Annotated in this window: 22 protein-coding genes; 21 read left to right on the top strand and 1 reads right to left on the bottom strand. The window is 43.8% G+C overall.

Annotation, left to right across the window (positions count from 1 at the left end; translation table 11 throughout):
* Positions 1-144: 144 nt before the first annotated feature.
* A complete protein-coding gene (locus tag ACOAOT_RS22895; RefSeq protein WP_420219055.1) occupies positions 145-2,646 on the bottom strand; it encodes a glycoside hydrolase family 31 protein in 2,502 nt (833 codons plus the stop codon).
* A gap of 267 nt (positions 2,647-2,913) precedes the next feature.
* Here ACOAOT_RS22895 and ACOAOT_RS22900 point away from each other — a divergent pair, with 267 nt between their 5' ends.
* From ACOAOT_RS22900 to rplI, 21 genes are all read left to right on the top strand, one after another.
* On the top strand, positions 2,914-3,714 hold the full coding sequence (locus tag ACOAOT_RS22900) for an alpha/beta hydrolase (RefSeq protein ID WP_420219056.1): 801 nt from the start codon (positions 2,914-2,916) through the stop codon (positions 3,712-3,714).
* A 240-nt stretch (positions 3,715-3,954) separates the two neighbouring features.
* Positions 3,955-4,881 carry a LysR family transcriptional regulator gene (locus tag ACOAOT_RS22905; RefSeq protein WP_420219057.1) on the top strand — a complete coding sequence of 309 codons (927 nt, stop codon included), beginning with the start codon at positions 3,955-3,957 and terminating at the stop codon, positions 4,879-4,881.
* A gap of 80 nt (positions 4,882-4,961) precedes the next feature.
* Complete coding sequence (nikA, locus tag ACOAOT_RS22910) at positions 4,962-6,596, top strand: nickel ABC transporter substrate-binding protein (protein WP_420219058.1); 1,635 nt, start codon at positions 4,962-4,964, stop codon at positions 6,594-6,596.
* A gap of 105 nt (positions 6,597-6,701) precedes the next feature.
* Positions 6,702-7,643, top strand: coding sequence for a nickel/cobalt ABC transporter permease (gene opp1B / locus ACOAOT_RS22915; RefSeq protein WP_420219059.1), 942 nt, complete (start codon positions 6,702-6,704; stop codon positions 7,641-7,643).
* Position 7,644: 1 nt separating this feature from the next.
* The gene (gene opp1C, locus ACOAOT_RS22920; RefSeq protein ID WP_420219060.1) at positions 7,645-8,469 is read left to right on the top strand and encodes a nickel/cobalt ABC transporter permease; all 825 of its coding nucleotides are present in this window, start codon (positions 7,645-7,647) and stop codon (positions 8,467-8,469) included.
* A complete protein-coding gene (locus ACOAOT_RS22925; protein WP_420219061.1) occupies positions 8,469-9,287 on the top strand; it encodes an ABC transporter ATP-binding protein in 819 nt (272 codons plus the stop codon). The genes opp1C and ACOAOT_RS22925 overlap by 1 nt, the downstream gene beginning before the upstream one ends.
* 7 nt (positions 9,288-9,294) lie before the next feature.
* A complete protein-coding gene (locus tag ACOAOT_RS22930) occupies positions 9,295-10,080 on the top strand; it encodes an ABC transporter ATP-binding protein (protein WP_420219062.1) in 786 nt (261 codons plus the stop codon).
* 18 nt (positions 10,081-10,098) lie between these two features.
* Positions 10,099-11,058, top strand: coding sequence for a M14 family metallopeptidase (locus tag ACOAOT_RS22935; RefSeq protein ID WP_420219063.1), 960 nt, complete (start codon positions 10,099-10,101; stop codon positions 11,056-11,058).
* 49 nt (positions 11,059-11,107) lie between these two features.
* Positions 11,108-13,315: a DNA topoisomerase III gene (locus ACOAOT_RS22940; RefSeq protein WP_420219064.1), complete on the top strand. Its 2,208-nt coding sequence runs from the start codon at positions 11,108-11,110 to the stop codon at positions 13,313-13,315.
* 164 nt (positions 13,316-13,479) lie between these two features.
* Positions 13,480-14,454, top strand: a complete 975-nt coding sequence (locus ACOAOT_RS22945; RefSeq protein ID WP_420219065.1) for a LacI family DNA-binding transcriptional regulator — start codon at positions 13,480-13,482, stop codon at positions 14,452-14,454.
* 52 nt (positions 14,455-14,506) lie between these two features.
* A complete protein-coding gene (locus ACOAOT_RS22950; RefSeq protein WP_420219066.1) occupies positions 14,507-15,622 on the top strand; it encodes a phosphate/phosphite/phosphonate ABC transporter substrate-binding protein in 1,116 nt (371 codons plus the stop codon).
* Positions 15,623-15,704: 82 nt separating this feature from the next.
* Positions 15,705-16,463 carry a phosphonate ABC transporter ATP-binding protein gene (gene phnC, locus ACOAOT_RS22955; RefSeq protein WP_420219067.1) on the top strand — a complete coding sequence of 253 codons (759 nt, stop codon included), beginning with the start codon at positions 15,705-15,707 and terminating at the stop codon, positions 16,461-16,463.
* A complete protein-coding gene (gene phnE, locus ACOAOT_RS22960) occupies positions 16,460-17,281 on the top strand; it encodes a phosphonate ABC transporter, permease protein PhnE (protein WP_420219068.1) in 822 nt (273 codons plus the stop codon). Before phnC ends, phnE (ACOAOT_RS22960) begins: the two co-directional genes overlap by 4 nt.
* A gap of 13 nt (positions 17,282-17,294) precedes the next feature.
* Positions 17,295-18,104 carry a phosphonate ABC transporter, permease protein PhnE gene (phnE, locus tag ACOAOT_RS22965; RefSeq protein WP_420219069.1) on the top strand — a complete coding sequence of 270 codons (810 nt, stop codon included), beginning with the start codon at positions 17,295-17,297 and terminating at the stop codon, positions 18,102-18,104.
* Between the two features lie 4 nt (positions 18,105-18,108).
* A complete protein-coding gene (locus ACOAOT_RS22970; protein WP_420219070.1) occupies positions 18,109-19,638 on the top strand; it encodes a bifunctional metallophosphatase/5'-nucleotidase in 1,530 nt (509 codons plus the stop codon).
* 429 nt (positions 19,639-20,067) lie between these two features.
* A complete protein-coding gene (locus tag ACOAOT_RS22975) occupies positions 20,068-21,774 on the top strand; it encodes a carbon starvation CstA family protein (protein WP_420219071.1) in 1,707 nt (568 codons plus the stop codon).
* A 182-nt stretch (positions 21,775-21,956) separates the two neighbouring features.
* Positions 21,957-23,192, top strand: coding sequence for an ammonium transporter (locus ACOAOT_RS22980; protein WP_420219072.1), 1,236 nt, complete (start codon positions 21,957-21,959; stop codon positions 23,190-23,192).
* A gap of 17 nt (positions 23,193-23,209) precedes the next feature.
* Entirely contained in the window at positions 23,210-23,551 is a 342-nt protein-coding gene (locus tag ACOAOT_RS22985; protein WP_104437808.1) for a P-II family nitrogen regulator, read from the top strand.
* A gap of 189 nt (positions 23,552-23,740) precedes the next feature.
* A complete protein-coding gene (locus tag ACOAOT_RS22990; RefSeq protein ID WP_420219073.1) occupies positions 23,741-24,145 on the top strand; it encodes a LytR/AlgR family response regulator transcription factor in 405 nt (134 codons plus the stop codon).
* A 112-nt stretch (positions 24,146-24,257) separates the two neighbouring features.
* Positions 24,258-26,318 (top strand): DHH family phosphoesterase, encoded by a 2,061-nt coding sequence (locus ACOAOT_RS22995; RefSeq protein ID WP_420219074.1) that lies wholly within the window; start codon positions 24,258-24,260, stop codon positions 26,316-26,318.
* Positions 26,318-26,764 (top strand): 50S ribosomal protein L9, encoded by a 447-nt coding sequence (gene rplI / locus ACOAOT_RS23000; protein ID WP_420219075.1) that lies wholly within the window; start codon positions 26,318-26,320, stop codon positions 26,762-26,764. The genes ACOAOT_RS22995 and rplI overlap by 1 nt, the downstream gene beginning before the upstream one ends.
* Position 26,765: the final 1 nt, after the last annotated feature.

Consider the following 26,765-nt stretch of genomic DNA (forward strand, 5'->3'; position numbering starts at 1 on the left):
GTTAGCAATAACTAACTACATGTGAATATTCTATACATCAGACTAACCCTCTGAGATTATCCTTCATTGACCCGTGAGGGATCATGACTCCTACAAAAAACCCGCCCCTGTAACCGCATGACAGGGACGGGCTTTTTGGTTTTATTACATTCCGATCATATCAAACTGCTGAAATGAAATCACAAGTCTGCAGTCTTTTTTAGGATTCAGATATTTAATCTGAACGGATTTTAATGTCTGGCTGTAATACCAGCCGCAGTCTGCTGCTTCGAATTTTTTACGATACAGGAAATGAGGAAGTTCCCTGCCGTCTAATGTAATCCAGAACGGCGCCTTGTCTCTGCGGATTACATCTAAATAAATATTCTCAACCGTGGTCTGATAGCTGCCTTCCTGCTTGAATTCCACGACGGTCTGTTCACCAGAAGTCATTGTGATTTCAGTCTTTAAATAATCTCCGTTCTGATAATTTAATGTAGTGCCATCATCCTCGTAGAGTGTAAATGAATTGTCTTTACCAGCAGCAAGCAGCAGGTGGATTCCCGTAACAGTCTCGGTGGTTAAGTTATTCATCTGGTTGGCTGCCATAGGAATGATTGCACCTTCCCTTACAAAGAGAGGGATACTTGCCATTGTTACTGGGAACTCAAGGGTTTGTCCGCCCTCGAATCTTTCTCTGGTATAGAAATCATAGAACGTCTCACCCTCAGGGAGGTAAACCTTTCTTGTAAGAGCACCTTTTTCCACAACATTAGCTACCAGCAGAGAATCACCGATCATAAAATCAATGCCTTCTTCATAACAGGCAGGATCATTCTGGAATGCGCTGCACATGGGTTCCATAATAGGCAATCCGGTTTCGTGGGCACGTTCCATAAGAGAGTACAGATAAGGGATCAGTCTGTAGCGGAACTTGATGGCATCCCGGATATATCCGGTGTGATTTCCGTACATCCAGGGTTCTGTAACCGTATTATCTGTATTTACGGAGTGCACGGAAAATCTCGGCTGGAAAATACCGTTTTGAATCCAGCGGACCATCAGCTCTGCTTCCGGAGATGTACCGTAAAATCCGCCGATGTCACAGCCCTGATTTGCCACGCCGCTTAAACTCATGCCCAGTATGGTTGCAATGTTGTATTTCAGTGAATCCCAGCAGGTTAAGTTATCTCCAGCCCAGGTCTGAGCGTAGCGCTGAATTCCGCTGTGTCCGGACCGGCATACAATAAAAGGTCTGGTGTTGTCAAAGGTCTCATGAATGGCCTCATCAGTGATCTGGCACATGATATTGGACATTACGGATTTCAGCTGGCCGATTGTACCGCCTTTTCCTTCAAAATCACAGCGGCAGTCTTTATCCACCATGCTGTCATATTCACAGTTATCGTTCCACACCGAGCAGGTTCCCATTTCCAGGACATTTTCCTTTAACATTTCTTTCCACACGCTGCGGGTTACGGGCTTGGTGAAATCGGCGAAAACTCCCTTGCCGCCCCACCAGGTACCAATGCCGGGCTCGTCGCTCTGACTGTCTTTTACAAAGATATCTTTTGCTTTCATCTGTTCCAGATTGGGGTGGGAAAGAAGAATTCCGGGTTTTACGTTTGGAGATACGGTAATTCCTCTTTTCTTCATCTGTGCAAAAAAGTCTCTTGGATTTTTAAAGCGTTTTTCATTCCAGGTAAATACACAGCGTTTTACACCCTGCTCCGTGTCCTGAGAGGTGTAACCGGAGGAAAGCTGGAAACCATCGACCGGGATATCCTCTTCTTTGGTTGTATCAATAAATTCTGTAATTGCGTCATCACAGTCGGCCTCCAGCTCGGGATAATACATGGACGAGCCAAGATATCCAAGTGCATACCGGGGAAGCATGGCGGATTTACCGGTAAGATCGGTATAACCGGAAACAACCTCACGAATAGAAGGACCGGCAATCAGGAATAAATCAATATCACCGCCGTCGGTACGATACCGGCTGTGAGGTTTCCAGTAATTGCTCTTTTCTCTCCCCATATCAAAATCGCATTCATAAGTATTATGATAGAAATATCCCACTGCTTTTTTTGAATCGCGGTTCAATTTAATGTAAAACGGAATGTGCTTATACAGGGAATCTGTTTCCTTTGGGTTATAACCCATGGCATCCTTGGGACTCATGGATAGGAACTTCTGTGCTTTATTCCACTGCCCGCTTTTCTCACCAAATCCGTAGAAGCAGTCCTGGGGTGAGATCTCACTGGTATGAATCCGGCGATGATTGCTGTCCTCTAAATATCCAAGGTCTACAATATCAGAATGAAGACAGGTGCCTTCTTTATCATAAACGCAGATACGGAATGGATCTTTATCAATAATAACCTTTAACTGGGACCCGGTCAGAATGGCCTGTTCTTCGGTCTGGCTGAGATCTGCATTGGCTGGAACTACCCGCTTTCTCTGCCCTTTTAAAAGCCCGTCCATGCGGTCCTCCCATGCAGTCATAACCAGACTGTAGGATTCTTCCGCAAAATCACCGTCAAATCCGGCGCGGATTCTTAAAATGGTTTCTGTTAAAAACTGTACCCGGATCTCGATGGAATTGGTAATTATTTTAAAATAACCATCCATCTCCTTTACTTCATTCACGTTTGTACATAGCTTCATAAGGCATATACTCCTTTACTGTAATTCTTAAACAGGTTTGTGATATAATCATAAAGAAAACGGCAATCAAATACTAGACTAAAATTGCAGACTGTCAGTCAAAACTATACATATCTTGCACTCTTTCAGAAGGAAATATCCCGGATAAAGACGCAAACCTGAGGATAAAAGAGCAAAATAGGTATAGGATATATCAAAAAAGTGCAATTTTTGTCTAGTACTATAAAAGGAAGACGAATATAATGGAGAAAAAAGGAGGTTTCAACCATGGCCAGTATGAATTGTCATTATTATAGTTATTCTTTGGGACATACCGTGGACGTCAATGTATTTGTACCAACACCAGAGGGAAATGAGCAGATCACCAGTGAATCAGCAAAGAAAGCATTTCCTTATGAAAAAGGTCTGCCAGTCCTGTATCTGCTTCATGGAGCGTTTGGTGATTACAGCTCATGGATGCGTTTTTCCAACATCGAGCGTTATGCTCAAAAGCATTGCTGTGTGGTAGTTATGGCTTCAGCGGAAAATAGCTTTTATCAGGATATGTATCATGGAAACCGTTACTTCACCTTCTTTTCAGAAGAACTTCCTGGATTTATTAAAAGTATTTTTCCAGTTTCTAAAAGACGGGAGGATACCTTTGTAGCAGGACTGTCCATGGGAGGCTATGGAGCATGGTTTCTGGGATTGTCAAAACCGGAGCAGTATGCCAAGGCTGCCAGTATGTCTGGTGCGCTTAATATTGTAAAAACCTTTGAGCAAATTAAAAATGGATCCATTGATGGTCCGTTCCCCTGGAAAAATATTTTTGAAAATCCGGAGGAACTTACTGGAAGCAGTTCAGATCTGATGACTCTGTATGACCGCTGCGTAAATGAAGGAATCGTACCGGAGCTTTATCAGGCCTGCGGAACGGAAGATTTCCTTTATGAAATGAATAAAGAAGTAAAGAAAATAATGGAAGAAAAGGGTGCTCATGTTATTTATGAGGAAGGACCGGGCAATCATAACTGGGATTTCTGGGATCAGTATATCAAGAATGTCCTGCAATGGATGCTTCCGGTATAATTGAGAATTCTTTCTTATAAAGAGGGCTTGTTTTTTAAGAAACCTTATGATATTATTATGACAGTTAGTTAATCCTAACTGCGTGTGAATATTCTAACATCAGACTAACCCTCTGATTGCATCCTTCATTTGACCCGTGAGGGATCATGACTCCTACGAAAAAGCCGTACCTGTTACCGCATGACAGTACGGCTTTTTTGGTTAAGAAAAAGAAGAAAAATATGGTGAAAGGAGTAATAAATGGAGATAAAACAACTGGAATACTTTGTGGCGACTGCAGACCATGGAAGTTTAAATAAGGCGGCTGAACAGCTTTATACTTCTCAGCCTAATGTCAGTAAAGTGATAGCTAATTTGGAAAAAGACTTAGGTGTAGCATTGTTTGAGAGGAACAGCAGAGGGATGCGAATGACAGAGCAGGGAAAGATGCTCTACGGTCATGCCCTTTCCATATTGAAAAATTCCAATATGATCCGGTCTCTTGTTCAGAAAAAGACTGGTAATTATTTTTCTGTTTCAGGGTATCAGAGCAGCATTCTTGCAAAGCTGATCGCGGATATTTATGAGACACAAAAGGGGCAGAATATTACCTTTGGATTCAGGGAAGGGACCGTAGAGGAAATCACGGACGATGTGTCTGAGCATATATCGGAGATTGGAATTGTCTATCTGGCACATTCTCAGCTACAGTGCTTTAAGCACATTATCTGGCATAAAAAACTGGAATTTTTCCCTCTGGCTGAGCTTTCCATCTGTGTTTATTTAGGGAGCCATCACCCTTGGTATGACAGGGGATCTGTGGAACTTAGAGAACTTTCCCAACTTAAATTCATAGAGGGTACCAAGGATTTTTTTGCAATGGAGCATCATATTGAACGGATCAGTGTAGGTGCGGTTCAGATGGAAAATTTAAATAACGCAGTCTGCACCAACAGTGACTATCTGATTACCAGTATGTTAAAACATACGGATGTCTGCTGCCTTGGTATCGATTTTGTGTCCGGAGAATATGAAGGACAGGGAATACGGGCACTGAAGGTGAGGGACTGTGAGAAGTTTCTGACTCTGGGATATGTAAAGCAGAAGAAAAAGGATCTGTCTTCAGAGGCCCGGTTTTACATAGAAGGATTAAAAAAAGCGCTGGCTGCCTATAACGGTTTGTTATAACCGGCTCTTCCTGATTTGTATTAGTAAGTCATCACTAACTATGCTATAGTTAACACCATAGCAAATCAGGAGGAGCAATTATGAAAAAAAGATTATTATATACCTGCCTGGCAGGTGTTATTTCTGCAGCACTTTTAGCAGGGTGCCAGAAGCAGGGCAGCAAAGAAGCTGCAGCAACCGGTAAAGAACAGGCGAACACAGAAGCAACGAAAGTATCTGAGGGGGCGCCAAAGGATGAACTGGTATTTGTAAATTTCCGGGATATCAGAGATTTAAATCCCCATCTGTATGCCGGAGAGATGTATGCCCAGGAAATGCTTTACGAGACTCTTGTCACAATAACTGCTGACGGTTATGCCCCCTGCCTGGCAGAGAGCTGGAACATAAGTGAAGACGGAAAGACCTATACATTTAAAATCAGAAAGGGCGTTACCTTCTCTGACGGTGAGGTGTGTGATGCCAATGCCATTAAGGCAAATTTTGATGCTATTATTGAAAACAAGGAACGTCATACATGGCTGGAAATGATGAATCTGCTGGTGGGAGTATCCGCTCCTGATGCAGAAACATTTGTCATTGAGCTATCACAGCCATATTACCCCATGCTGACAGAACTGGGGGTTACAAGACCATTTGCAATGATTTCACCTAAGGCCATGAAAAACGGAAGCACAAAGGACGGTGTGGAAGCTTATATCGGAACTGGTGCTTATGTGCTGAAGGAATCTGTTACAGATGAATATGCTGTATTTGAGGCAAATGAAAACTACTGGGGCGAAAAACCAAAGGTGAAAAAGATCACTGTTAAGGTGATCCCGGACAACCAGACCCGTATTCTTGCGCTGGAAAAAGGTGAGATTGATTTAATCTTCGGTAAGAATATGATCGATGCTGATGCAGTGAACAAATATAAGGAAAGTGATAAGTTTTCCGTAGCATTGTCTGATCCCACGTCAACCAGACAGATCGTAATTAATACGACCAATGATATTTTAAAGGATAAGGCAGTGCGTCAGGCAATCCAGCACGCTACCAACCGCCAGGCGATCTCAGACGGTATTTTCTATGGTCTGGAAGCACCTGCTGATACACTGTTTTCCAAGACAGTTCCTTACTGTAATATTGAATTAACTCCCTATGAGTTCAGCCAGGAAAAGGCTGCTAAGATGTTAGATGAGGACGGCTGGGTTATGGGCAGTCAGAATATAAGAGAAAAAGATGGAACACCTCTGAAACTGACTCTTTTATATAACAGCGACAGCGTTACTGAAAAGACCATTGCAGAATATCTTCAGTCTGAATATGGCAAGCTTGGAATCGGACTGGAGATCAAGGGGGAAGAAGAACAGTCTTACCGAGACAATATGAAAACAGGAAACTTTGACATGGTGTTCAACATCTGCTGGGGAACGCCCTATGATCCACAGTCTTCTCTGGCTGCCATGAGACAGCGGGTATACGGAGATTACGCAGCACAGCTGGGGCTTGAGGATAAGGCAGAGATTGATCAGGCAATTACGGAAATACTGGTATCTACACAGGAAGAAAAGCGCCAGGAGCTGTACCGCTTCGTTCTGACCAGACTTCATGAGGATGCGGTATACATCCCTCTTACCTATGAATGCAATAAGGCAATCTACGGGTCAGATTTAAAAGGGGTAGGATTTACCCAGACTCAGTATGAAGTACCTTTTGCTCAGATGTATTTTGAATAATTTCAGGAAGGGATTTAAAACATGGGAAATACCGGCTGTCTGTATGTCAGGCTGCCGGTTTTCCGTGTTTTTCCATACCTTTTCCCATAAGATGGAGGCGTAATTATGAAGACTTATATAGTGAAACGAATTCTGTCAGCAATTCCTCTGCTGCTCATGATTTCATTTTTGTGCTTTGTGTTTATCAATATGATTCCTTCCGACCCGGCAGAGGTGGCACTTAGAGTCCGCCAGACACCGGTAATTACGGAAGATGCCATTTTACAGGTCAGGGAAGAGCTGGGATTAAATGATCCCTATCTGATCCGTTATCTGCGCTGGGTGGGCAACTGTCTGAGGCTGGATTTTGGTGTCAGCTATACCAATCCTTCAAGAACAGTGTTGGGAGAGATATCCAGATGCTTTCCTGCAACATTTATACTTGCCATGTCTTCTCTGGTGATTGTAATTGTCCTAAGTCTCCCTATTGGTTTCTTTTGTGCTGTTTATAAGGACAGCCTGTTTGACCGGATTGTGAGAGGGATTGTATTTATGACAACGGCCATGCCGGCATACTGGGTGGGTCTTCTTTTGATCTGGCTGGTCAGCATTCGGTGGGATCTGCTTCCTACCAGCGGAAGCGGAAGCATAAAGCATTTAATTCTGCCTTCCATTACAGTGGCACTCACCTATATTTCCACTTATATCCGACTGATCCGCAACAACATGCTGGAAAATATGAAAGAAGATTACGTTTTGTATGCCAATGTACGAGGATTAAAGCAGAGTACCATTCTGGTAAGACATATTTTAAAAAATTCCCTCCATACCTGTATTGTGGCAATTGGTATGAGTGTGCCCCAGCTGATGGCAGGAACCATTGTAGTGGAAAATGTTTTCGCCTGGCCAGGGCTTGGAAAGCTGTGTATTGCCTCCATATTCAACCGGGATTATCCGGTAATTCAGACCTATGTGCTTTTAATCGGAACGCTGTTTGTGGTATTTAACCTTTTGTTTGACATTATTCAGAGCATTGCAGATCCAAGATTGAGAAGGGAGGTATCCTAAGATGTGGAGACGTTTCCTGAAAAATAAGATGGCTGTCATCATGCTGGCATTTCTGGCCACAATTGCATTGGCGGGTGTATTTGCTCCCATACTGGCCCCCAATGATCCTTATGCCAACGATATTTTAAATAAATTTGCAGGCTTTAGCCTTCAGTATCCATTAGGAACGGATCAGCTGGGGCGGTGCATCCTCTCCAGAATGATCTACGGCATCCGGCCTACCTTGTTTTTATCTCTGCTCACCATGACCGGAACCATCGGACTAGGCTGTATCTTAGGGCTGCTTGCCGGATATTTCAGAGGGCCGGTGGAGGAAATTATTATGAGAGCAGTAGATGTGATGATGTCATTTCCCAGTCAGATCATGGTATTTGCCGTAGTGGCTCTTTTGGGAGTGGACGTACGCAACGTGATACTTGCCAATGTGCTGATAAAATGGGCATGGTATGCCAGAATGATCCGTACCAATGTTATGAAGTACAGGGATAAAAATTTTGTTTTATTTTCCAGGTGTGTGGGGAGCGGAGAGGCGTTTATCCTTTTTCGCCATCTTCTTCCCAGCATTGCATCGGAAATGGCTGTTTTGGCGACTCTGGATATCGGCTGGGCCATTTTAAATATCTCTACTCTTTCTTTTCTGGGACTTGGTGTTCAGGCACCAATACCGGAATGGGGTGCTATGCTGAACGAAGCTAAAAATGTTATGACAACAAATCCGGTCCAGATGATCGCACCTGGACTGGCTATAGTGATTGTAGTGGCAGCTTTTAACTTACTGGGAGATGCACTGCGGGATGCTCTGGATCCGAAGGAGGTGGAAGTCTAATGGAGCCTGTTTTAGACGTAAATAACCTGGTGGTGGACCACTGCAGGAAGAAACAGAGGCAGACCATTATCAAAGGAATTGATTTTAAGGTCTTTCCGGGGCAGTGCCTTGGAATTTTAGGAGAGAGTGGAAGCGGGAAAAGTATGAGTTTAAAAGCGGTAATGGGGCTTTTGGGGACTGACTTTTCCGTAACAGGAGAAGCCTTTTTCGGGGGAGAAAATTTAATCGGAAAAACCAGGGAACAGCTACGCCAGATCAGAGGGAAAAGGGTTGCCATGATTCTGCAAAATCCCATGACCTGCTTTGATCCCCTATACCGGATTGAGGATCAGCTGTCAGAAACCTACAGAGAACACACGGAGCTGACAAAGAAGGAAATATATGAAAAGTCAATGGCAGTACTTACCGCCATGCAGATAAAAAATCCGGAAGAGGTTGTTAAGAAATATCCTCATCAGTTAAGCGGAGGAATGCTTCAGCGGATTATGATTGGTCTTGCCATGTCTATGGAGCCGGATCTTTTGATTGCCGATGAGCCGACTACCGCCATTGATGCAATCACCCAGTTTGAAATCATGAAGGAATTTATCCGGATAAAAAAAGAGTCCAATACAGCCATGATCTTCATCAGCCACGACCTTGGTGTGATTTCTGCTATATCCGATGAGGTTCTTGTACTCAATAAAGGGAAAATGGCAGATCAGGGTACCTTCCGGCAGATTTATGAACAGCCAAAGGATCCATACACGCGGCTTCTGGTGGAAAAAAAGAAAGCGGTTATGGATCAATATCAAAGAGCGCTTAAAAGAAAGGAGTGAGGAAGGTATGATAAAAGCAGAACATATAGACGTCAGCTTTAAAAAAGAGAACCAGACAACTCTTTTTGGCAGGGAGCGTCAGCAGGTACTGTTTGATGTATCTTTTGAGGTTAAAAAAGGGCAGTGTCTTGGTATTCTGGGAGAGAGCGGAAGCGGGAAAAGCACGTTGGGAAGAGTTTTGTGCGGATTATTAAAGCCTGATAAAGGAAGTGTCCGCTTTGAAGGGGACAAAAAAGCGGTGATAAGTGTAGTGTTTCAGGATTACTCCACATCCGCCAATCCCAGATTTACGGTAAAAACCCTGATTGGAGAAGGGCTGATGGTAAAGGAAAAAAGGGAGAAAAAGGCGTTAAACCGAATGGAAGAGACCAACCGGCTTTTAAAGCTGGTGGGGCTTGATGAAAGCTACTTACACAGACTTCCCCATGAACTCAGCGGTGGCCAGCTCCAGCGTGTCTGCATAGCCAGGGCACTGGCTGTAAATCCTGAGGTAATCTTGTTTGATGAGGCCATCAGCTCCTTAGATGCACATACCCAGGTACAGATTATGGATCTGCTAAAGGTAATACAGAAGGAGAAAGGACTGACCTATATTTTTATCACCCACGACTTAACTTCTGTTACTTATTTGTGCAGTCATGTATTATTTCTTTATAAAGGAAAAGCCGTGGAAGTGAGAGAAACAGATACCATCAGTGAAGTGAGTCACCCTTATGCTAAAAAACTTCTGAGTGCAATACTCAATGTGGGTGAGTGCAATGAAACAAAGGTTCCCGATCAGGCTGTTTCATAATAAGAGAGGAGAAAGAACATGCTTCAGACAAAAACCATAAAGCTTCAATCAGGAAAGCGGATTCAAGGAATGCTGCAGGTGGAAAATCATGATTTAGAACTGCCATTTTGTGCTGTGTGCGGCAGCAAAGAAGGGCCGGTAGTTCTTATTACAGCCGGAATACATGGTGCAGAATACATTGGAATACAAACGGCCAGAGAATTGTCAACGGAGCTTGATCCGTTAAAGATAAATGGAACTATTGTGTTTCTCCTTGTTGCAAATCCCCAGGCAGCATTTTCTTATACCCGTCTTTTTGTGCCAGAAGATGGGAAGAATCTAAACCGGGCTTTTCCAGGAAAAAAAGATGGCAGTCTTTCCGAAAAAATTGCTTATACCATAGAGCATGAGCTTCACAGTCAGGCAGACTATTATATAGATCTCCATGCAGGAGATATCCACGAACAGGTAATGCCATTTGTGTATTATCCTGGAATTGCCAGAGAAGAGGTTATTGAAAAATCCAGAATAATGGCCGAGGCAACAGGAATGGAGATTCGTGTTAAATCCTCCGCAACCACTGGTTCCTACAATTATGCAGCAATTCAGGGAGTCCCCTCAATCCTGATGGAACGGGGAGGGGGAGGAAGTTTTACTAACCAACAGCTAATTTCTTATAAACAGGATGTACTAAATGTTCTTTCGGTTCTTGGTGTTGTAAGCAAAGACCGGAGGGAGGAAAAAGATAGTATTCAGAATGAAGTGATAAATGCAGTCTACACGGATTCTCTTGCAGAAGGATTCTGGCGTCCGTTGAAGCAGCCTGGTGAGCGGATTTTAAAAGGAGATCTTTTGGGAATAGTGGAGGATGTGTGGGGAAACCCTCTCCAGCGGTGTCATGCTGAATTTGATGGGATCGTATTATATGAAACAACAGCCATGGGAGTGATGGAAGGAGATTCCCTGATTGCTTATGGAGAGTACCGCCAGTTGTCATAATCCGACCAATGAGCTATAATATACACAGAAATGCCATTGGAGGAATAAAATGAAATCTTTAATTATAGCAGAGAAACCATCCGTCGCCCGGGATATTGCCCGGGTGCTTCACTGTACAAAGAATCAGGGAGGTGTTCTGGAAGGAAACGCCTATGTGATTACCTGGGGGTTAGGCCATTTGGTCACCCTGGCAGACCCGGAGGATTACGATCCTAAATATAAGGAATGGAAGATGGAAGATCTTCCTATGATGCCGGATCAGTTCCGGCTTGAGGTAATCAAACAGACTGGAAAGCAGTACAGTGTGGTGAAAAAGCAGATTCACAGAAGTGATGTGGGAGAAATCATCATTGCAACCGATGCGGGACGGGAAGGGGAACTGGTAGCCCGCCTGATACTGGAAAAGGCAGGAAATAAAAAGCCAATAAAACGGCTCTGGATCTCTTCTGTTACAGATAAAGCCATCACAGAAGGTTTTTCCCGACTAAAGAACGGACATGAATACGATAATCTCTACGATGCAGCCATGTGCCGTGCAGAAGCGGACTGGCTGGTGGGAATTAATGCAACCAGAGCGCTGACCTGCAAATACAATGCCCAGTTAAGCTGCGGACGTGTTCAGACTCCTACCTTAGCCATGATTGCAAGGAGAGAAGAAGAGATTAAAAATTTTGTACCAAAGTCCTATTATGGTATAACAGCAAAGGCTTCCCAGCCGGCATTGACATTTATCTGGCGGGATGAAAAGTCCAAAAGTTACCGTTCTTTTGACCGGGAACGTTTAGAAGGTCTGGTTAAGCAGATGGATAACGGGAAAGACGGGATAATTACCGAGGTAAAAAGCACTCCGAAAAAGAGCTTTGCTCCCCAGCTGTATGACTTAACAGAGCTTCAAAGAGAGGCGAACCGGAAATTTAATTATTCTGCAAAAGAAACCCTGAATATTATGCAGAGGCTGTACGAGAATCATAAAGTTCTCACCTACCCAAGAACCGATTCCCGGTATTTAAGCTCCGATATCGTCCCCTCAATCAAAGAAAGGCTGGAAGCCTGTGGCGTGGGGCCTTACAGAAAGCTTGCAGGGAAATTGCACAATGTGAAGATTGAAGCAAAGCCCTATTTTGTAGATGATAAAAAGGTATCCGATCATCATGCTATCATTCCAACAGAACAGTTTGTGCAGCTGGATCATATGACCATTGATGAGAGAAGGGTCTATGACCTGGTAGTCAGAAGATTTCTGGCAGTTTTATATCCTCCATTTGAGTATGAACAGACGGAACTTGAGGTTCTGATCGGGGGAGAAAACCTGGTTGCAAGAGGAAAAACGGTAAAGGCATCCGGCTGGAAAGAAGTCTATGAATTCCCGGACGAAGACGAGGATGAGGAATCGGAAGTAAAAGAGCAGAATCTTCCATCTGTGAAAAAGGGCGATCCCATAAAAGGCTTTACTCTGCTGCTGACGGAAGGAAAGACAAAGCCACCGGCTCCATTTAATGAGGCAACCCTCCTCTCAGCCATGGAAAATCCGGTATCCTATCTGGAGACAAAGGACCGGGATATGGCAAAGACTCTGGGAGAAACCGGAGGTCTGGGAACTGTAGCAACCAGAGCGGATATTATAGAAAAACTATTTTCCAGCTTTCTTCTTGAGAAAAAAGGAAAAGACATTTACCTGACATCAAAGGCAAAACAGCTTCTGACTCTGGTTCCGGAGGATTTAAAAAAGCCGGAGCTGACTGCAGACTGGGAGATGAAACTGTCTTCTATTGCAGCCGGAAAACTGAAGCGTGGCTCTTTTATGAAGGATATCAGACTGTATTCAGAAGAATTAATTCAGATGATCAAAACCGGGGAAGGAAATTTCCGTCATGATAATCTGACCAATACCAAATGTCCCGTTTGCGGAAAACGGATGCTTTCTGTCAAAGGAAAAAACAGTGAGATGTTAGTCTGTCAGGACCGGGAATGCGGACACCGGGAAGTGGTTTCAAGAACCAGCAATGCCAGATGCCCGGTCTGCCATAAAAAGCTGGAACTGAAAGGAAAAGGAGACGGACAGATCTTTGTCTGCAGATGCGGTTATAAAGAAAAGCTGACTGCCTTTAAAGAACGCCGGACGAAAGAAGGGGCCGGAGTCTCAAAAAAAGATGTGGCGAAATATTTAAATAAGCAGAAAAATGAGGCCGCTGAGCCCATCAATTCTCCTTTTGCAGATGTGTTTGCAAAGCTGAATTTAGGAGGAGAAAAAGACTGACAGTGTACCTGGATGCCGGAAGGAAACTTTAATTTCTTTCCGGTATTTCTAATTATGCAAAGTTTTCGATATACTTTGGTAAAAGTTTAGTAAAAATTTACTATTCGTATTGACGGTGGCATGGACTGTTATTATAATGAATTTGAAAGGTGAGGATATAGATTATGGCTACGATTAAAGAGATTTCAAAGCTTGCGGGTGTTTCAGCCGCTGCAGTGTCCCGGGTGTTGAACCAGGATGATACCATTGCGGTGAGCCCGGAGGTAAAAAAGAGGATATTTAAAATTGCCCACGAATTAAAATATGTCCCACCCAGAATGCGTCACGCGCAGAAAAAAAAGGAAATTGTCATAGGAGTGGCTGACTGGCATATTATTCGTACGGACAGAACCAATATCAGGCTATCCTCCCTGGACTTAATTGTAAAGTCCATGTCTGGAAAGCAGGAAGTGAAATTCTGCCGTCTCGATAAGAATCAGCCGGGTCAATATGACGGGATTATGGCTTTCGGTGTTTTTTCCCAGGAAGAGATGGAGTTTTTAAGAATGCAGAGCTATAGCATTGTATTTATTAACTCAGATCCCAAGAATTATGAGTATGACAGCATTGTTATGGATTTTACAAAGGGAATCTGTGAGATGCTTGATTATCTTATGGTGCGGAAAAAGTACCGTTCTGTCGGCTTTATAGGCGGTCTTTATGAAGAAGGACAGGTAAAGATCGGTTACCGGAGACTGGAAGGAATCCGGGATTCCTTTATGGAAAGCGGATATTATGCGGAAGAGAATTTCTACATAGGCGAAATCAGCCGGGAAAGCGGCTATGAGCTGGCAAAGAAAGCCATTTTATCGGGTCATCTTCCCGAAGCGGTTCTTTTAGGAAGTGAAGAAGTTGCAGAAGGAGCTTTGGAAGCATTTCAGGATGCAGGACTCCGTGTGCCAAAGGATATTGCGGTAGTGATCTACAAGGATATTGAGACCATTGAGTCCAAATGGCCCACCTACACCAAAGTCCGTATGTTTCCTGATATTGTATGGCAGACTGCCATCAAGCTTTTACTGGAACAGATTACAGAAGGCCGGAAAGACAATATGACAATTTATCTTCCCACCAAGCTGGAGGTGGGAGACAGCGCGTAATGCCTCATGATCCCAAGAAAAAACCGATGAATCACACGAAAAGGAGAGCAGTATGAAAAAATCAGTTTCTGTATTAATGGCAGCAGCACTCTGTGCATCAATGATTGGCGGATGTTCTGGCGCGGGTAAGACCGGAGCACCGGCAGAGACAACCGCAGCAGGGACAGAAAGCACTTCTTCTGCAGCAGGAGCAACAACCGCAGCGGAGACAAAGGCAGAGAATAAGAAGATTGATAAGCTGAATGTTTATTTTGTACCTTCCAGAGAGCCACAGGAAATTGTCACCGCTACAGAGCCTTTAAAAGGTCTGTTAAAGACAGAACTGGGCAAAGAGGGCTATGATATTGGTGAAGTGGTAATTACGGTTGGAACCAGCTATGAAGCAGTGGGTGAAGCTCTTTCTGCAGGTACTGCAGACATCGGTTTTATTCCAGGAGGAACTTACGTCCTTTATGATGATGGAGCAGAAGTACTTCTCACTGCAACCAGAGATGGTCTGAGCAAGAATTCCGATAGTGCAAAAGATTGGAATGACGGCAAGGCGACTGAGGCAGCCACAAATCAGGCAACTTCTTACCGGTCACTGATTATTGCAGGTCCTTCTGAAAAGGGAAAAGCGCTGGCAGCTAAGATTAATGGCGGTGAAAAACTTACCTTTGAAGATTTAGACGGTGTAAACTGGAGTGTAATGTCCTCTTCTTCATCAGCAGGATACATTTACCCATCTTTATGGCTCCAGAAGAACTTTGAGAAAAATATTTTAAATCTTTCCCATGCAGTTCAGTCTGATTCTTATGGCAGCGCATTTGCCAGACTGGCTTCCGGTCAGGTAGATGTTTTATGTACATATGCAGATGCACGCAGGGATTATGAGGAAAAATGGAAATCTGAATACGGCAGAACTGGTTCCATCTGGGAAGAGACCAATGTTATTGGTGTAACCCCTCCAATCTTCAATGATACAGTCAGTGTAAGCAAGACCTCCAAGATCATGGATGACAGTTTCAAGAAAGCGGTTCAGACTGCTATGATCAACATCGGAAATACGGATGAAGGTAAGAAAGTCATTGCTATTTACAGCCACAAGGGTTATCAGGCTGCTAAGAGCTCCGATTACGATGATGAACGTGCAGCACAGAAGATGATCAAGGAATTAAATGCTAAATAAATAATATAAAACAGGCTGCGGAGGCGACGTGATCGAAAAGAAAAAGCGCGCCTCCGCTTTTTTCTGGGAAATGAGGGTATGTATGATTGAATTTAATCAGGTGGGCAAAACCTATTCCAACGGCTTTCAGGCTTTAAAAGACGTTAATTTAAAGATTGAGCAGGGAGAATTTGTGGCCATAATCGGTTTATCCGGCGCAGGAAAATCCACTCTTTTAAGAACCATTAACCGAATGCATGACATAACAGAAGGGACTCTTACTGTAGATGGAGTCAATGTTATGGAATTAAGGGGAAAGGCGCTGCGTCGTTTTCGCCGCAGAATCGGTATGATCTTCCAGTCCTTTAATCTGGTGACCAGAACCCGGGTCATTAACAACGTTCTCATGTCAAAGGTACCGGATCTTCCGTTTTTTAAGGCTCTCTTTGGAATCTTTCCCAAGAAGGATAAGCTGGAAGCGTTAGAGGCACTTGATAAAGTGGGAATCTTAGACAAGGCTTTTGTCCGGGCGGACCAGCTCTCCGGAGGGCAGCAGCAGCGGGTTGCCCTTGCAAGAACTCTGGCTCAGAACCCTCAGATTATTCTGGCCGATGAGCCGGTCGCTTCTCTGGACCCGGTTACGGCAAAGCAGGTCATGGGAGACTTTCTAAGAATAAACAAGGAGATGAACATTACCATTCTCTTAAACATTCATCATGTGGATCTGGCACTGCAATATGCGGGACGTGTGGTAGGAATCCGGGCAGGCAGGATTGTATATGATGGTCCGGCTACAGAAGTTACTCAGGAGATTCTTGATGAAATCTATGAAGGTAAAACGGAAGAGGAGGCAGTGGGATGAGCATTTATGACAAGATATTTCCGCCGAAAAAAATGGTTCTTTCAAACGGAAAAACAGTCTTAAAGCCAGCTTCCAGACTCCCTCTTATTGCACTGATTCTGGTACTTTTCACTGCATTATCCGTTAAGATTACAGGGTTTGATTTAGATGTTTTACGGGAAAGGGGAAGCCAGTTTTTTGTTATACTTGGAATGATGGCCCCTCCGGAATGGGGCTACAGTGCCCAGGTCTGGAAACCATTATTTGATACCTTAAAGATGTCACTTCTTGGAACGGTGATTGGTGCTGTCACTGTGATCCCATTTGCCATGGTAGCTTCCACAAATATTGTTAAAAACAACGCAGCAGTTGGTATTATGAGGCTGTTTTTAAGTATTGTGAGAACGCTCCCCACTCTGGTAACTGCGCTGATAGCCACCTACGTTTTTGGACTGGGTACTCTGGCAGGAACCACCGCTATTGCCGTGTTCACATTTGCTTATATGGGAAAGATTCTTTACGAAGAAATTGAGACAGCTGATATGGGTGCATTTGAAGCAATGGAAGCCATTGGAGCGACCAAGGTCCGGGCATTTGTCCGTGCTATTATTCCCCAGGTACTCCCATCCTATATATCAAACGGGCTATTCTGCTTTGAGGGAAATGTACGTTATGCTGCAATTCTCGGTTATGTGGGGGCAGGCGGTCTGGGATTGATTTTAAATGAGAAGCTGGGCTGGAGAGAGTATCCCAGTGTAGGTATGATACTCATCATGCTGTTTGTTACTGTATTTTTCATAGAAACGGTGAGCCGCTACTGCCGCCGGAAACTGGTATAGGAGGTGGCAAACTATGAATAAACAGATTGAAAAGGCTTATGAAGAACGTCCCAGGAACACCGTGTATCAGGTTACGGTCTCTGTCATTGTCCTTGCTTTGCTTATCTGGTCAGGATCCGCAGTGGACGTATCCAAAACCGGTCTTTCCGGAGTACAGATTGCCGGAAATATTTTAAGTGGTATCTTTCATCCGGACGGGAAGCTTTTGTTTAATTTGACCCTTCAGGGGGTGCCTTATCTGCTTTTGGAGACTGTCTGCATTGCATTTTTAGGTACGATTGTGGGAGCGTTTCTGGCAATTCCCCTGTCTTTTTTATCCGCATCTAATTTAATGCCGGCTCCCGTTGCTTATGTGACGCGTCTGGTGATTATGGCAGTGCGAACCATTCCTGCTTTTGTATATGGACTGATGTTTATCCGCGTCAGCGGGCCGGGAGCATTTACAGGTCTTCTTACCATGTCGGTCTGTTCCATCGGAATGGTTTCCAAGATGTACATAGAGGCCATAGAGGATCTGGATACCAGAATTCTGGAATCTTTAGATGCATGTGGATGCAACACGTTTCAGAAGATCCGGTATGGAATTTTGCCTCAGCTGATTCCAAATTTTGCATCAACGGTGATATACCGGTTTGATATTAACTTAAGAGATGCCACAGTTCTTGGTCTGGTTGGAGCAGGAGGTATTGGAGCTCCATTAATCTTTGCCATGAATGCCTACCGGTGGAATGAGGCAGGTGCTATTCTGGTAGGGCTCATCCTTCTGGTTCTGATCGTGGAATATATTTCTACCAGAATCCGGGTGAAGCTGGCAAGGGGGTAAATGATTGAAAAGAAATGCAAAAATTTATTATACTTCGGATGTTCATGGCTATCTGTTTCCCACCAGTTATGGGGATAAGACGGAACGTCCCATGGGACTTTTAAACTGTATTTCCAATTTTGAAAAAGATGGGAATACGCTGATTTTCGATGGGGGAGACACCATATCCGGCTCCCCTATGGCGGCTTTTATTACAGAACAGGCTGGAGAACTGTTAGAAAGTGAGCCGTTGGCGCAGGTGTACAATGCGGCTTTCTATGACGCAGTTGTTCCTGGAAATCACGATTTTAACTTTGGTTATGACCGGCTTGCTGGTTATATGAAAAAACTGAATGCAGTATGCCTTTGTGCCAATGCAGATGATTTAAAAGGGGATACAGGAATTACTTCCAGTTATATCTTTACCTTGGAAAACGGGCTTCGTCTGGGAGTTGCCGGTATTGTTACAGACTACGTAAATGTATGGGAAAACCCCAAACACCTGGAACAAATAAAGATTACCGATGCATTTGTGGCAGCGAAGAAAGAACTGGAACATCTGAAAATGGAATCAGACATTACGGTTTGCATCTATCATGGCGGTTATGAATGTGACTTAGAGACCGGAGCCGTGCTGACATCCGGCAATGAAAATATCGGATACCGGATTTTAAAAGAGCTTGATTACGATATTTTGTTAACGGCTCACCAGCATATGACGGTTAAGGGGAGAGACTGTTTTGGAACCCATACACTGCAGGTGACTGCCAATGCTGTTCAATATGCCTGCATTGAAATGGAGTATGAAGATGGCACCTGTACGGTTTCTTCCTCCATATTGCCAGCAGGTACCCGCCACAACAGGGAACCATATGAATCATTGCTTCCATTGGAGGGGCAGGTACAAAATTGGCTGGATCTTGAAATCGGGAGCTTAAAGGAACCCATACCTGAAAAAGAGAAGCTTGATATGGCTCTTAGCGGAAGTCAGGTGGCAGACTTTTTTAATCAGATACAGATGGAATATACCAAAGCTGATATTTCCTGCATCGGACTTGGCAATAATCCCATTGCACTTCCGGCACATGTCACCATGCGGGATCTTGTAAGAGTCTATCCTTTCTCCAATACTCTGGTGGTACTGGAGGTTACCCAGGAAGTTTTAAAGCAGGCGCTGGAACGTTGTGGAGAATATTTCACTTTGAATCATGGAATGGTTGAAATATCAGAAGTATTCCTAAAGCCTAAGGTGGAGCATTATAATTATGATTATTTTGCCGGGATTACATATGAGATTGATCTGGAGAGACCGGTAGGAGACAGAGTGGTAAGAATTCTTTTTGATGGCAAACCAATTGAGGACCGGAAGCTGAAGCTGTGTATGAGCGATTACCGTGCAAGCGGAACAGGAGGCTATGAAGTTTACAAACAGTGTCCTGTGTTAGAGCGATTTGGCACAGATGTTCCCCAACTTGCGCTGGAGTATTTAAAGAATCATCCCCATACGGAGATAAGGCAATGTGGCGGTATGAACTTATATAACCACAGGTTATAAATGATATAGATATTACGTATGTTCTTGTTGAGAAAAGGTATTGAATTTCTCACTGTAAAGTGGTAAACTCCATTTCAGCAAATGTGATATCGAAAAAGCAATGACTGGGATACAGTCTGATTCCCCACATTCCTTTACAGAGAGCAGCTCGTCAGATGGAAAGGGCGCAAAGGAAGGAACAGGCCATCACCCAGGAGTTCCGAACTGAAAGACCTCCCGACAGGAGGATTGATTAAGTAAGGACGGGTCTTTCCGTTAGCAAAGAGCCGCTGCCCGACAGGCGGCGGATTTAAGCGGCTGCAATTTGCAGCAAACAGAGTGGTAACGCGGATTGGTTCATTCGTCTCTGCATCTTTTGATGCAGGGACTTTTTTCGTTATCTGGGACAAATGTATGTGGCTTTTGTCTGAGTATGAAAGGAGAGATTCTATGAATGGTTTAACTATGATGGTTCTTGCAATTGTATTTCTTGGGGGAGCGTATTTCATTTACGGAAGATATCTTGCAAAGACCTGGGGGATTGACCCGGAGGCAAAAACTCCGGCTTTTGAGCTGGAGGATGGGGTAGATTATGTTCCTGCAGATACCAATGTTGTATTCGGTCATCAGTTTGCTTCCATAGCCGGAGCCGGGCCTATTAACGGGCCGATTCAGGCAGCCATGTTTGGCTGGCTTCCGGTTTTACTCTGGATCCTGCTTGGTGGAGTATTTTTTGGTGCTGTACAGGATTTTTCCGCCATGTATGCCTCTGTAAAAAACAAGGGTCGTTCCATTGGATATATCATTGAGCTTTACATAGGGAAAATGGGAAAGCGGCTGTTTCTTTTATTTACCTGGCTGTTTTCCATTCTGGTAGTGGCGGCGTTTGCAGATATTGTGGCGGGTACATTTAACGGTTTTTCAGCTGAGGGAGCTCCGGTGACTGCCAATGGAGCAGTGGCAACCACGTCAATGCTGTTTATTGTGTTTGCAGTAGTTCTTGGATTTTTCTTAAAGTACAGCAAATTTGGCAAAATGGTTAATACGCTGACAGCAATTGGTCTTCTTGTATTATCTGTAGGGCTTGGGCTGCTTTTTCCAATTTACATCCCTCAGAATATCTGGCTTATTTTTGTGTTTATTTATGTAATAGTTGCTTGTGTAACTCCGGTATGGGCACTGCTTCAGCCCAGAGATTATTTAAACAGCTATCTTTTAATAGCCATGATCGTGGGATCGGTAATTGGAATCATTGTGTATAATCCTACCATGAATCTTCCATCCTTTACCGGATTTAAACTGGTAAGTGCAGGCGGAAGCATTTCTTATCTGTTTCCTACCCTTTTTGTTACCATTGCCTGCGGCGCAGTTTCCGGTTTTCATTCCCTGGTGGCGTCTGGTACAGCATCAAAACAGATTAAGAACGAAAGGAATATGCTGCCGGTTTCCTTTGGCGCAATGCTGCTTGAGAGTCTCCTTGCAATTGCAGCCCTGATCGCGGCGGGATTTGTTGCCACAAAGGAAGGACTTCCTGCTGGAACACCGCCCCAGCTTTTTGCAAAGGCAATCGCTGTTTTTTTAACAACAATCGGACTTCCGGAAACGTTGTGTTACACACTTATTACCCTGTCTATTTCTGCATTTGCCATGACAAGTCTTGATTCTGTAGCCAGGGTTGGGCGAATTGCTTTCCAGGAATTTTTTGCTGATGATACGCCGCAGGAGGAAAGAAGCTCCTTAAATAAGCTCCTGACCAATAAGTACTTTGCAACAATTATTACCCTGATCTTATGTTATGCATTATCAAGAGCTGGTTACAGCAGTATCTGGCCGTTATTTGGTTCCGCAAATCAGCTGCTTTCCGCATTGGCGTTAATTGCATGTGCCGTGTTCTTAAAGAAAACCAGCCGGAAGGGCTTTATGCTGTGGGGACCTATGGTCATTATGCTGGGAGTTACTTTTACCGCTTTGGGTTTAAAAATTAAGGACTTAGTTTCGTCTCTGTCGGGTAAATTTGTATTTGGCAATGCACTTCAGCTTGTTTTTGCAGTATTGCTGCTTGTATTAGGAGTGGTTGTTGCCATAGAAGGTTTAAAAAAATTAGTTGGAAAAGAAACCGAAAATGACGCAAGTACTGGAGAAAATGTATTAGCTTAGAAACACTTCATAAAAATACCAATCCAACTTTAATAATTTACTTGACAAAACTAAAATCATGTATTAGTCTAGCAATGTAATTTATATAATTAACTCTAAGGCAAAGAAGCCATAATCAGTGCAGAGACGCACACGATTATGGCTTAATTTTTTTGCTCAAAATTAACGGAAGAGGTGTTTTTATGGATCATGGAGATATTTCTTGGATGCTGATCAGCTCCGCTCTTGTACTTCTAATGACCCCGGGACTAGCATTCTTTTATGGGGGTATGGTAAAACGGAAAAGTGTTGTAAATATGATCATGTCTTCTGCTATTATGATGGGAATCGGATCTGTTATGTGGGTTCTGGTTGGTTTTTCCCTGTCCTTTAGCGGAGATATTGGAGGCATCATTGGAAATCTTAACTGGTTCGGACTTAATTTCGATACCTTAACCGATGTGACTCTTCCTTACCCCAATACACTTATATTTGCTATTTTTCAGATGATGTTTGCAGTTATCGCTCCGGCACTGATCACAGGTGCAGTTGCAGAGCGTATGAAGTTTTCCTCTCTGGTTATTTTTATGGTGCTTTGGTCTCTTCTCATTTATTATCCCCTGGCCCATATGGTGTGGGGAGGCGGACTGCTCTTTCAAATGGGCTCTGTGGACTTTGCCGGAGGCGATGTGGTACATATCAGTTCCGGTGTAAGCGCACTGGTTCTGTCTATCATACTTGGAAAACGTAAGAATCTTGGAAAAGCACCTTATCATCCACACAATGTTCCCTTCGTGTTTCTTGGAGCCGCACTTTTGTGGTTTGGCTGGTTTGGTTTCAACGCAGGAAGCGCTTTGGGCGCCAATGAACTGGCGGCTCATGCTTTTATGACAACTAATACAGCGGCAGCTTCTGCCATGCTTTCGTGGGTACTGATTGAGGTGATAAAAAATGGCAAACCTACTCTGGTGGGAACGTCAACAGGGTTAGTAATTGGCCTTGTAGCAATTACACCGGGAGCGGGATTCGTTCCAATCTGGGCCTCAGTCATAATCGGAGCTCTGGTAAGCCCCATCTGTTATTTCTTCATCACCAGGGTAAAACCAAGATTTCAGTACGATGACGCTCTTGATGTATTTGGCTGTCATGGAATCGGCGGGATCTGGGGAGGAATTGCTACCGGTATTTTTGCAAATAAAGGCATAAATCCAGCGTTGCCATACAATGGGCTGGTTTACGGTGAGATTCAGTTATTCCTTCGCCAGATTGGTGCAATTGCAATTACGATCCTGATTGCAGTGGCAGGTACTCTGATTGCCGCAGGAATTGCCTCTGCCATAACCAAAGGAATGAAAGTCTCAGGAAGAGCTGAAATGACAGGACTTGATACCTCAGAGCATGGGGAGACCGCTTATCCTGCATTTAATGGTATGGATTAAGGAAGGGGGATTATAATATGAAGAAAATTGAAGCATTTATCCGTCCGGAAAAACTGGAAGATATCAAGGAAATTATGGACGAACTGAAATTAAACGGGCTCAGTATTATGCAGGTAATGGGCTGCGGAAATCAGAAGGGCTGGACGGAGTTTGTCCGTGGAGCAGAGGTGGATTATAATTTCCTTACTAAAATAAAAATAGAATTATTTGTAACCGACGACCAGTCGGAGGCTGTGATATCCGCAATTACCAGACGAGCTTATACAGGAGAGTATGGTGACGGTAAAATTTTTATATCGGATATACAGGATGCCATCAGAATCCGCACTGGAGAGCGGGGAGATGACGCAATTAAATAGTTGATTTTTTTGGGCAGTAAAGCTGGATTTTTTCGGTTTTACTGCCATTTTTTGTTAGAAACATTTTTTTATGGGAATGAATATGATAGATCGGGGTATATGCCCATTGAATTAAAACAGGATAATCGTTATAATTATCATATTTCCATAACGATTAAAAGAAATTATAAAAGAACCAGCGGAGGAGTTATGAGCATCAGGGTTGTAGTTGTAGATAATTCAGAGGAACTATTGTTGAAACTAACGGGTATTTTAAAAGATATGAGTGAAATTGAGTTGTGCGGAAGCTTTCCGGAGGCCATTACAGCAATGCAGTATATAAAGGATAATCCGGTAGATCTTGTTTTTTCGGATATTGTTATGCCGGATATCAGTGGCATTACGCTGGCCTCCAAGCTTTACGAACTCCCTGATCCGCCAGAAGTTGTGCTTCTGTCCGGAATCCCGGGGTTTTCACTGGAAGCATTTAAAATCCGTGTATTTGCATTTATTGTAAAGCCATACACAAGAGCGCAGATCAGTAAGGTAATACGCTTATATAAAGAGAAAAGGTCAGGGGCAGAGGCCGACAGTATGGCTGAAATAGCCAGATAGACTCAGGGGTTCGTGTCTTTCCCGTTTTTGCTTTTTAATGGACGAACCCTATATCCTATGTTATAATAGGAAGATAGTGAAAAAAGAACCTTTTTTCCATAAGGAGTTAAATATGAAAGAGAAGTTTAAAATAAAGGGACAGCTGGGGATCTACATGCAATGGCCTCTTTACTTAACCGGGCTGTTAATTGTTGCCAATGCAGTAATCGGTGCAGTGAGCGCAAAAGCAGGGATCATTATGGCTCTGTTTACGCTGATGTATGCAGGTATCGCCTTCTGGCTTTCTTTTTATAGAAAGAGACGTCTGCTAAGCGGTCTTGTGGAATTCTCTGCAGAGTACTCCTGGATGCAGAAGAAGCTCCTCAATGATCTTGAGATTCCTTACGCAATTGCAGATGAAAGCGGGAGAATTCTATGGGGGAATGACGAATTTTCCGTGGTTCTGGGAGAAGAGAAGCACATCAGGGCATCGAGAAAGAATTTAACCGGTATATTTCCTGAGATTACAAAAGATGTGCTAAAGCTGGCAGATGGAGCTGTAACACTTCATGGAGTATGCAATGACAGGAAGTACCAGATTCAGCTCAAAGCAGTGCATATGAACGATGCATCGGAACTGATGAGCGAAACTGAAGGAATGAATGATGCAGAACAGACGCTGCTGGCAGTTTATTTATTTGATGAAACAGAGATTCTCACATATAAACAGATGGTAGATGACCAGAAGATGGTCGCAGGTCTTATTTATCTGGACAACTACGATGAGGCACTGGAAAGCGTAGAAGAAGTACGCCGCTCTCTTTTAACTGCACTCATCGACCGGAAGATCACTAAGTACATCACCGCTATGAATGGAATTGTAAAAAAGCTGGAGAAAGATAAGTACTTTATTGCCATCAAGCAGTGTTACATTGCAGAATTGAAAGAAAACCGTTTCTCCATTCTGGAAGAAGTTAAGACCGTCAATATCGGCAATGAAATGTCGGTCACATTAAGTATTGGTCTTGGAATGAACGGAGACAGCTACTATAAGAACTTGGATTTTGCAAGAATCGCCATTGATATGGCACTTGGGCGCGGCGGCGACCAGGCAGTGATCAAGGATGGAGAACGAATCCAGTACTTTGGAGGAAAAGCTCCCCAGGTAGAGAAGACAACCCGTGTAAAGGCCCGTGTAAAGGCACATGCACTGCGGGAACTGATGGAAACGAAGGACAGAATCCTAATTATGGGACACCGCCTGACCGATATCGATTCCTTTGGCGCTGCCGTTGGTATCTACCGGATTGCGACTGCCATGGACAAAAAGGCTAATATTGTTATTAATGAAGTTACCACTTCCGTCCGTCCCATGAAGGACCGGTTTGTGGGAAATCCGGATTATCCGGAGGATTTATTTTTAAAAGGTGATGCAGCAGCCAGTCTGGTTGATGCCAATACCCTGCTTGTTGTAGTAGATGTGAACCGTCCGAGCATTACCGATGAACCCCAGCTCCTTCGTATGGTGAAAACCATCGTGGTTCTGGATCATCACAGACAGAGCAGTGAGATCATTGATAATGCGGTTTTATCTTATGTAGAGCCGTATGCCTCTTCCGCCTGTGAGATGGTAGCTGAGGTGCTTCAGTACATTGCCGATGGAATTAAGATCAAATCTGCGGAAGCAGATGCTCTATATGCAGGAATTGTAATTGATACCCATAATTTCACCAATCAGACAGGTGTAAGAACCTTTGAAGCAGCGGCCTTCTTAAGAAGGAACGGTGCAGATGTTGTCCGTGTCAGGAAGCTGTTCCGGGATGATCTTGATGATTATAAGGCAAAAGCGGAAGCAGTGAGAGAGGCCGAGATCTTTGAAGGAAACTTTGCTATCAGCACATGCCCCTCTGAGGGAATTGACAGCCCAACCGTAGTAGGCGCACAGGCAGCCAATGAACTGTTAGATATATCGGGAATTAAGGCCTCTGTGGTTATGACAGAGTATAACAATACGGTATATTTAAGCGCCCGTTCCATTGACGAAGTCAATGTACAGGTGATGATGGAGAAGCTTGGCGGCGGCGGACACAGAACCATTGCAGGTGCCCAGCTTGCCGGTGTAAGCATAGAAGAAGCAAGAAACCAGGTAAAAGCGGTTATTAAAGAGATGTTAGAGAAGGGAGACATATCATAATGGATATTGTATTATTAGAAGATGTAAAAGCACTGGGAAAAAAGGGACAGATCGTTAAGGTCAATGACGGATATGCAAGAAATTTCATTCTCCCTAAGAAACTGGGAATGGAAGCAAATACAAAAAATTTAAATGACTTAAAGCTTCAGAAAGCCAATGAAGCCAAGATCGCAGCAGACCAGCTGGAAGCAGCAAGAGAGCTGGGTAAGAAGATTGAAGAAGCTTCCATTACCCTGACTATTCGTGCAGGGGAAGGCGGTAGAGCATTTGGTTCCGTATCTGGTAAAGAGATTGCCCAGGCGATCACAAACCAGCTTGGATTTGATATTGATAAGAAGAAACTGGTTCTTCCTGAACCGTTAAAGACATTTGGTACCCATGAGGTTCCTGTTAAGCTTCATAAGGATGTAACTGCGAAATTAAATGTTAAGGTAATAGAGAGCTAGG

Origin of the sequence: Lacrimispora struthionigena (assembly GCF_048627165.1) — a bacterium.
Lineage (GTDB): Bacteria > Bacillota > Clostridia > Lachnospirales > Lachnospiraceae > Lacrimispora.

Excerpts from the sequence above, each read along its gene's own strand:
- ACOAOT_RS22895 (WP_420219055.1), bottom strand. The coding sequence starts at position 2,646 with ATGAAGCTATGTACAAACGTGAATGAAGTAAAGGAGATGGATGGTTAT.
- opp1C (WP_420219060.1), top strand. The coding sequence starts at position 7,645 with ATGTGGAGACGTTTCCTGAAAAATAAGATGGCTGTCATCATGCTGGCA.
- rplI (WP_420219075.1), top strand. The coding sequence starts at position 26,318 with ATGGATATTGTATTATTAGAAGATGTAAAAGCACTGGGAAAAAAGGGA.
- ACOAOT_RS22950 (WP_420219066.1), top strand. The coding sequence starts at position 14,507 with ATGAAAAAATCAGTTTCTGTATTAATGGCAGCAGCACTCTGTGCATCA.
- ACOAOT_RS22985 (WP_104437808.1), top strand. The coding sequence starts at position 23,210 with ATGAAGAAAATTGAAGCATTTATCCGTCCGGAAAAACTGGAAGATATC.
- ACOAOT_RS22995 (WP_420219074.1), top strand. The coding sequence starts at position 24,258 with ATGAAAGAGAAGTTTAAAATAAAGGGACAGCTGGGGATCTACATGCAA.
- ACOAOT_RS22940 (WP_420219064.1), top strand. The coding sequence starts at position 11,108 with ATGAAATCTTTAATTATAGCAGAGAAACCATCCGTCGCCCGGGATATT.
- phnC (WP_420219067.1), top strand. The coding sequence starts at position 15,705 with ATGATTGAATTTAATCAGGTGGGCAAAACCTATTCCAACGGCTTTCAG.
- phnE (WP_420219068.1), top strand. The coding sequence starts at position 16,460 with ATGAGCATTTATGACAAGATATTTCCGCCGAAAAAAATGGTTCTTTCA.
- ACOAOT_RS22990 (WP_420219073.1), top strand. The coding sequence starts at position 23,741 with ATGAGCATCAGGGTTGTAGTTGTAGATAATTCAGAGGAACTATTGTTG.
- ACOAOT_RS22975 (WP_420219071.1), top strand. The coding sequence starts at position 20,068 with ATGAATGGTTTAACTATGATGGTTCTTGCAATTGTATTTCTTGGGGGA.
- ACOAOT_RS22945 (WP_420219065.1), top strand. The coding sequence starts at position 13,480 with ATGGCTACGATTAAAGAGATTTCAAAGCTTGCGGGTGTTTCAGCCGCT.
- ACOAOT_RS22925 (WP_420219061.1), top strand. The coding sequence starts at position 8,469 with ATGGAGCCTGTTTTAGACGTAAATAACCTGGTGGTGGACCACTGCAGG.
- phnE (WP_420219069.1), top strand. The coding sequence starts at position 17,295 with ATGAATAAACAGATTGAAAAGGCTTATGAAGAACGTCCCAGGAACACC.
- ACOAOT_RS22905 (WP_420219057.1), top strand. The coding sequence starts at position 3,955 with ATGGAGATAAAACAACTGGAATACTTTGTGGCGACTGCAGACCATGGA.
- ACOAOT_RS22935 (WP_420219063.1), top strand. The coding sequence starts at position 10,099 with ATGCTTCAGACAAAAACCATAAAGCTTCAATCAGGAAAGCGGATTCAA.
- ACOAOT_RS22930 (WP_420219062.1), top strand. The coding sequence starts at position 9,295 with ATGATAAAAGCAGAACATATAGACGTCAGCTTTAAAAAAGAGAACCAG.
- opp1B (WP_420219059.1), top strand. The coding sequence starts at position 6,702 with ATGAAGACTTATATAGTGAAACGAATTCTGTCAGCAATTCCTCTGCTG.
- nikA (WP_420219058.1), top strand. The coding sequence starts at position 4,962 with ATGAAAAAAAGATTATTATATACCTGCCTGGCAGGTGTTATTTCTGCA.
- ACOAOT_RS22980 (WP_420219072.1), top strand. The coding sequence starts at position 21,957 with ATGGATCATGGAGATATTTCTTGGATGCTGATCAGCTCCGCTCTTGTA.
- ACOAOT_RS22900 (WP_420219056.1), top strand. The coding sequence starts at position 2,914 with ATGGCCAGTATGAATTGTCATTATTATAGTTATTCTTTGGGACATACC.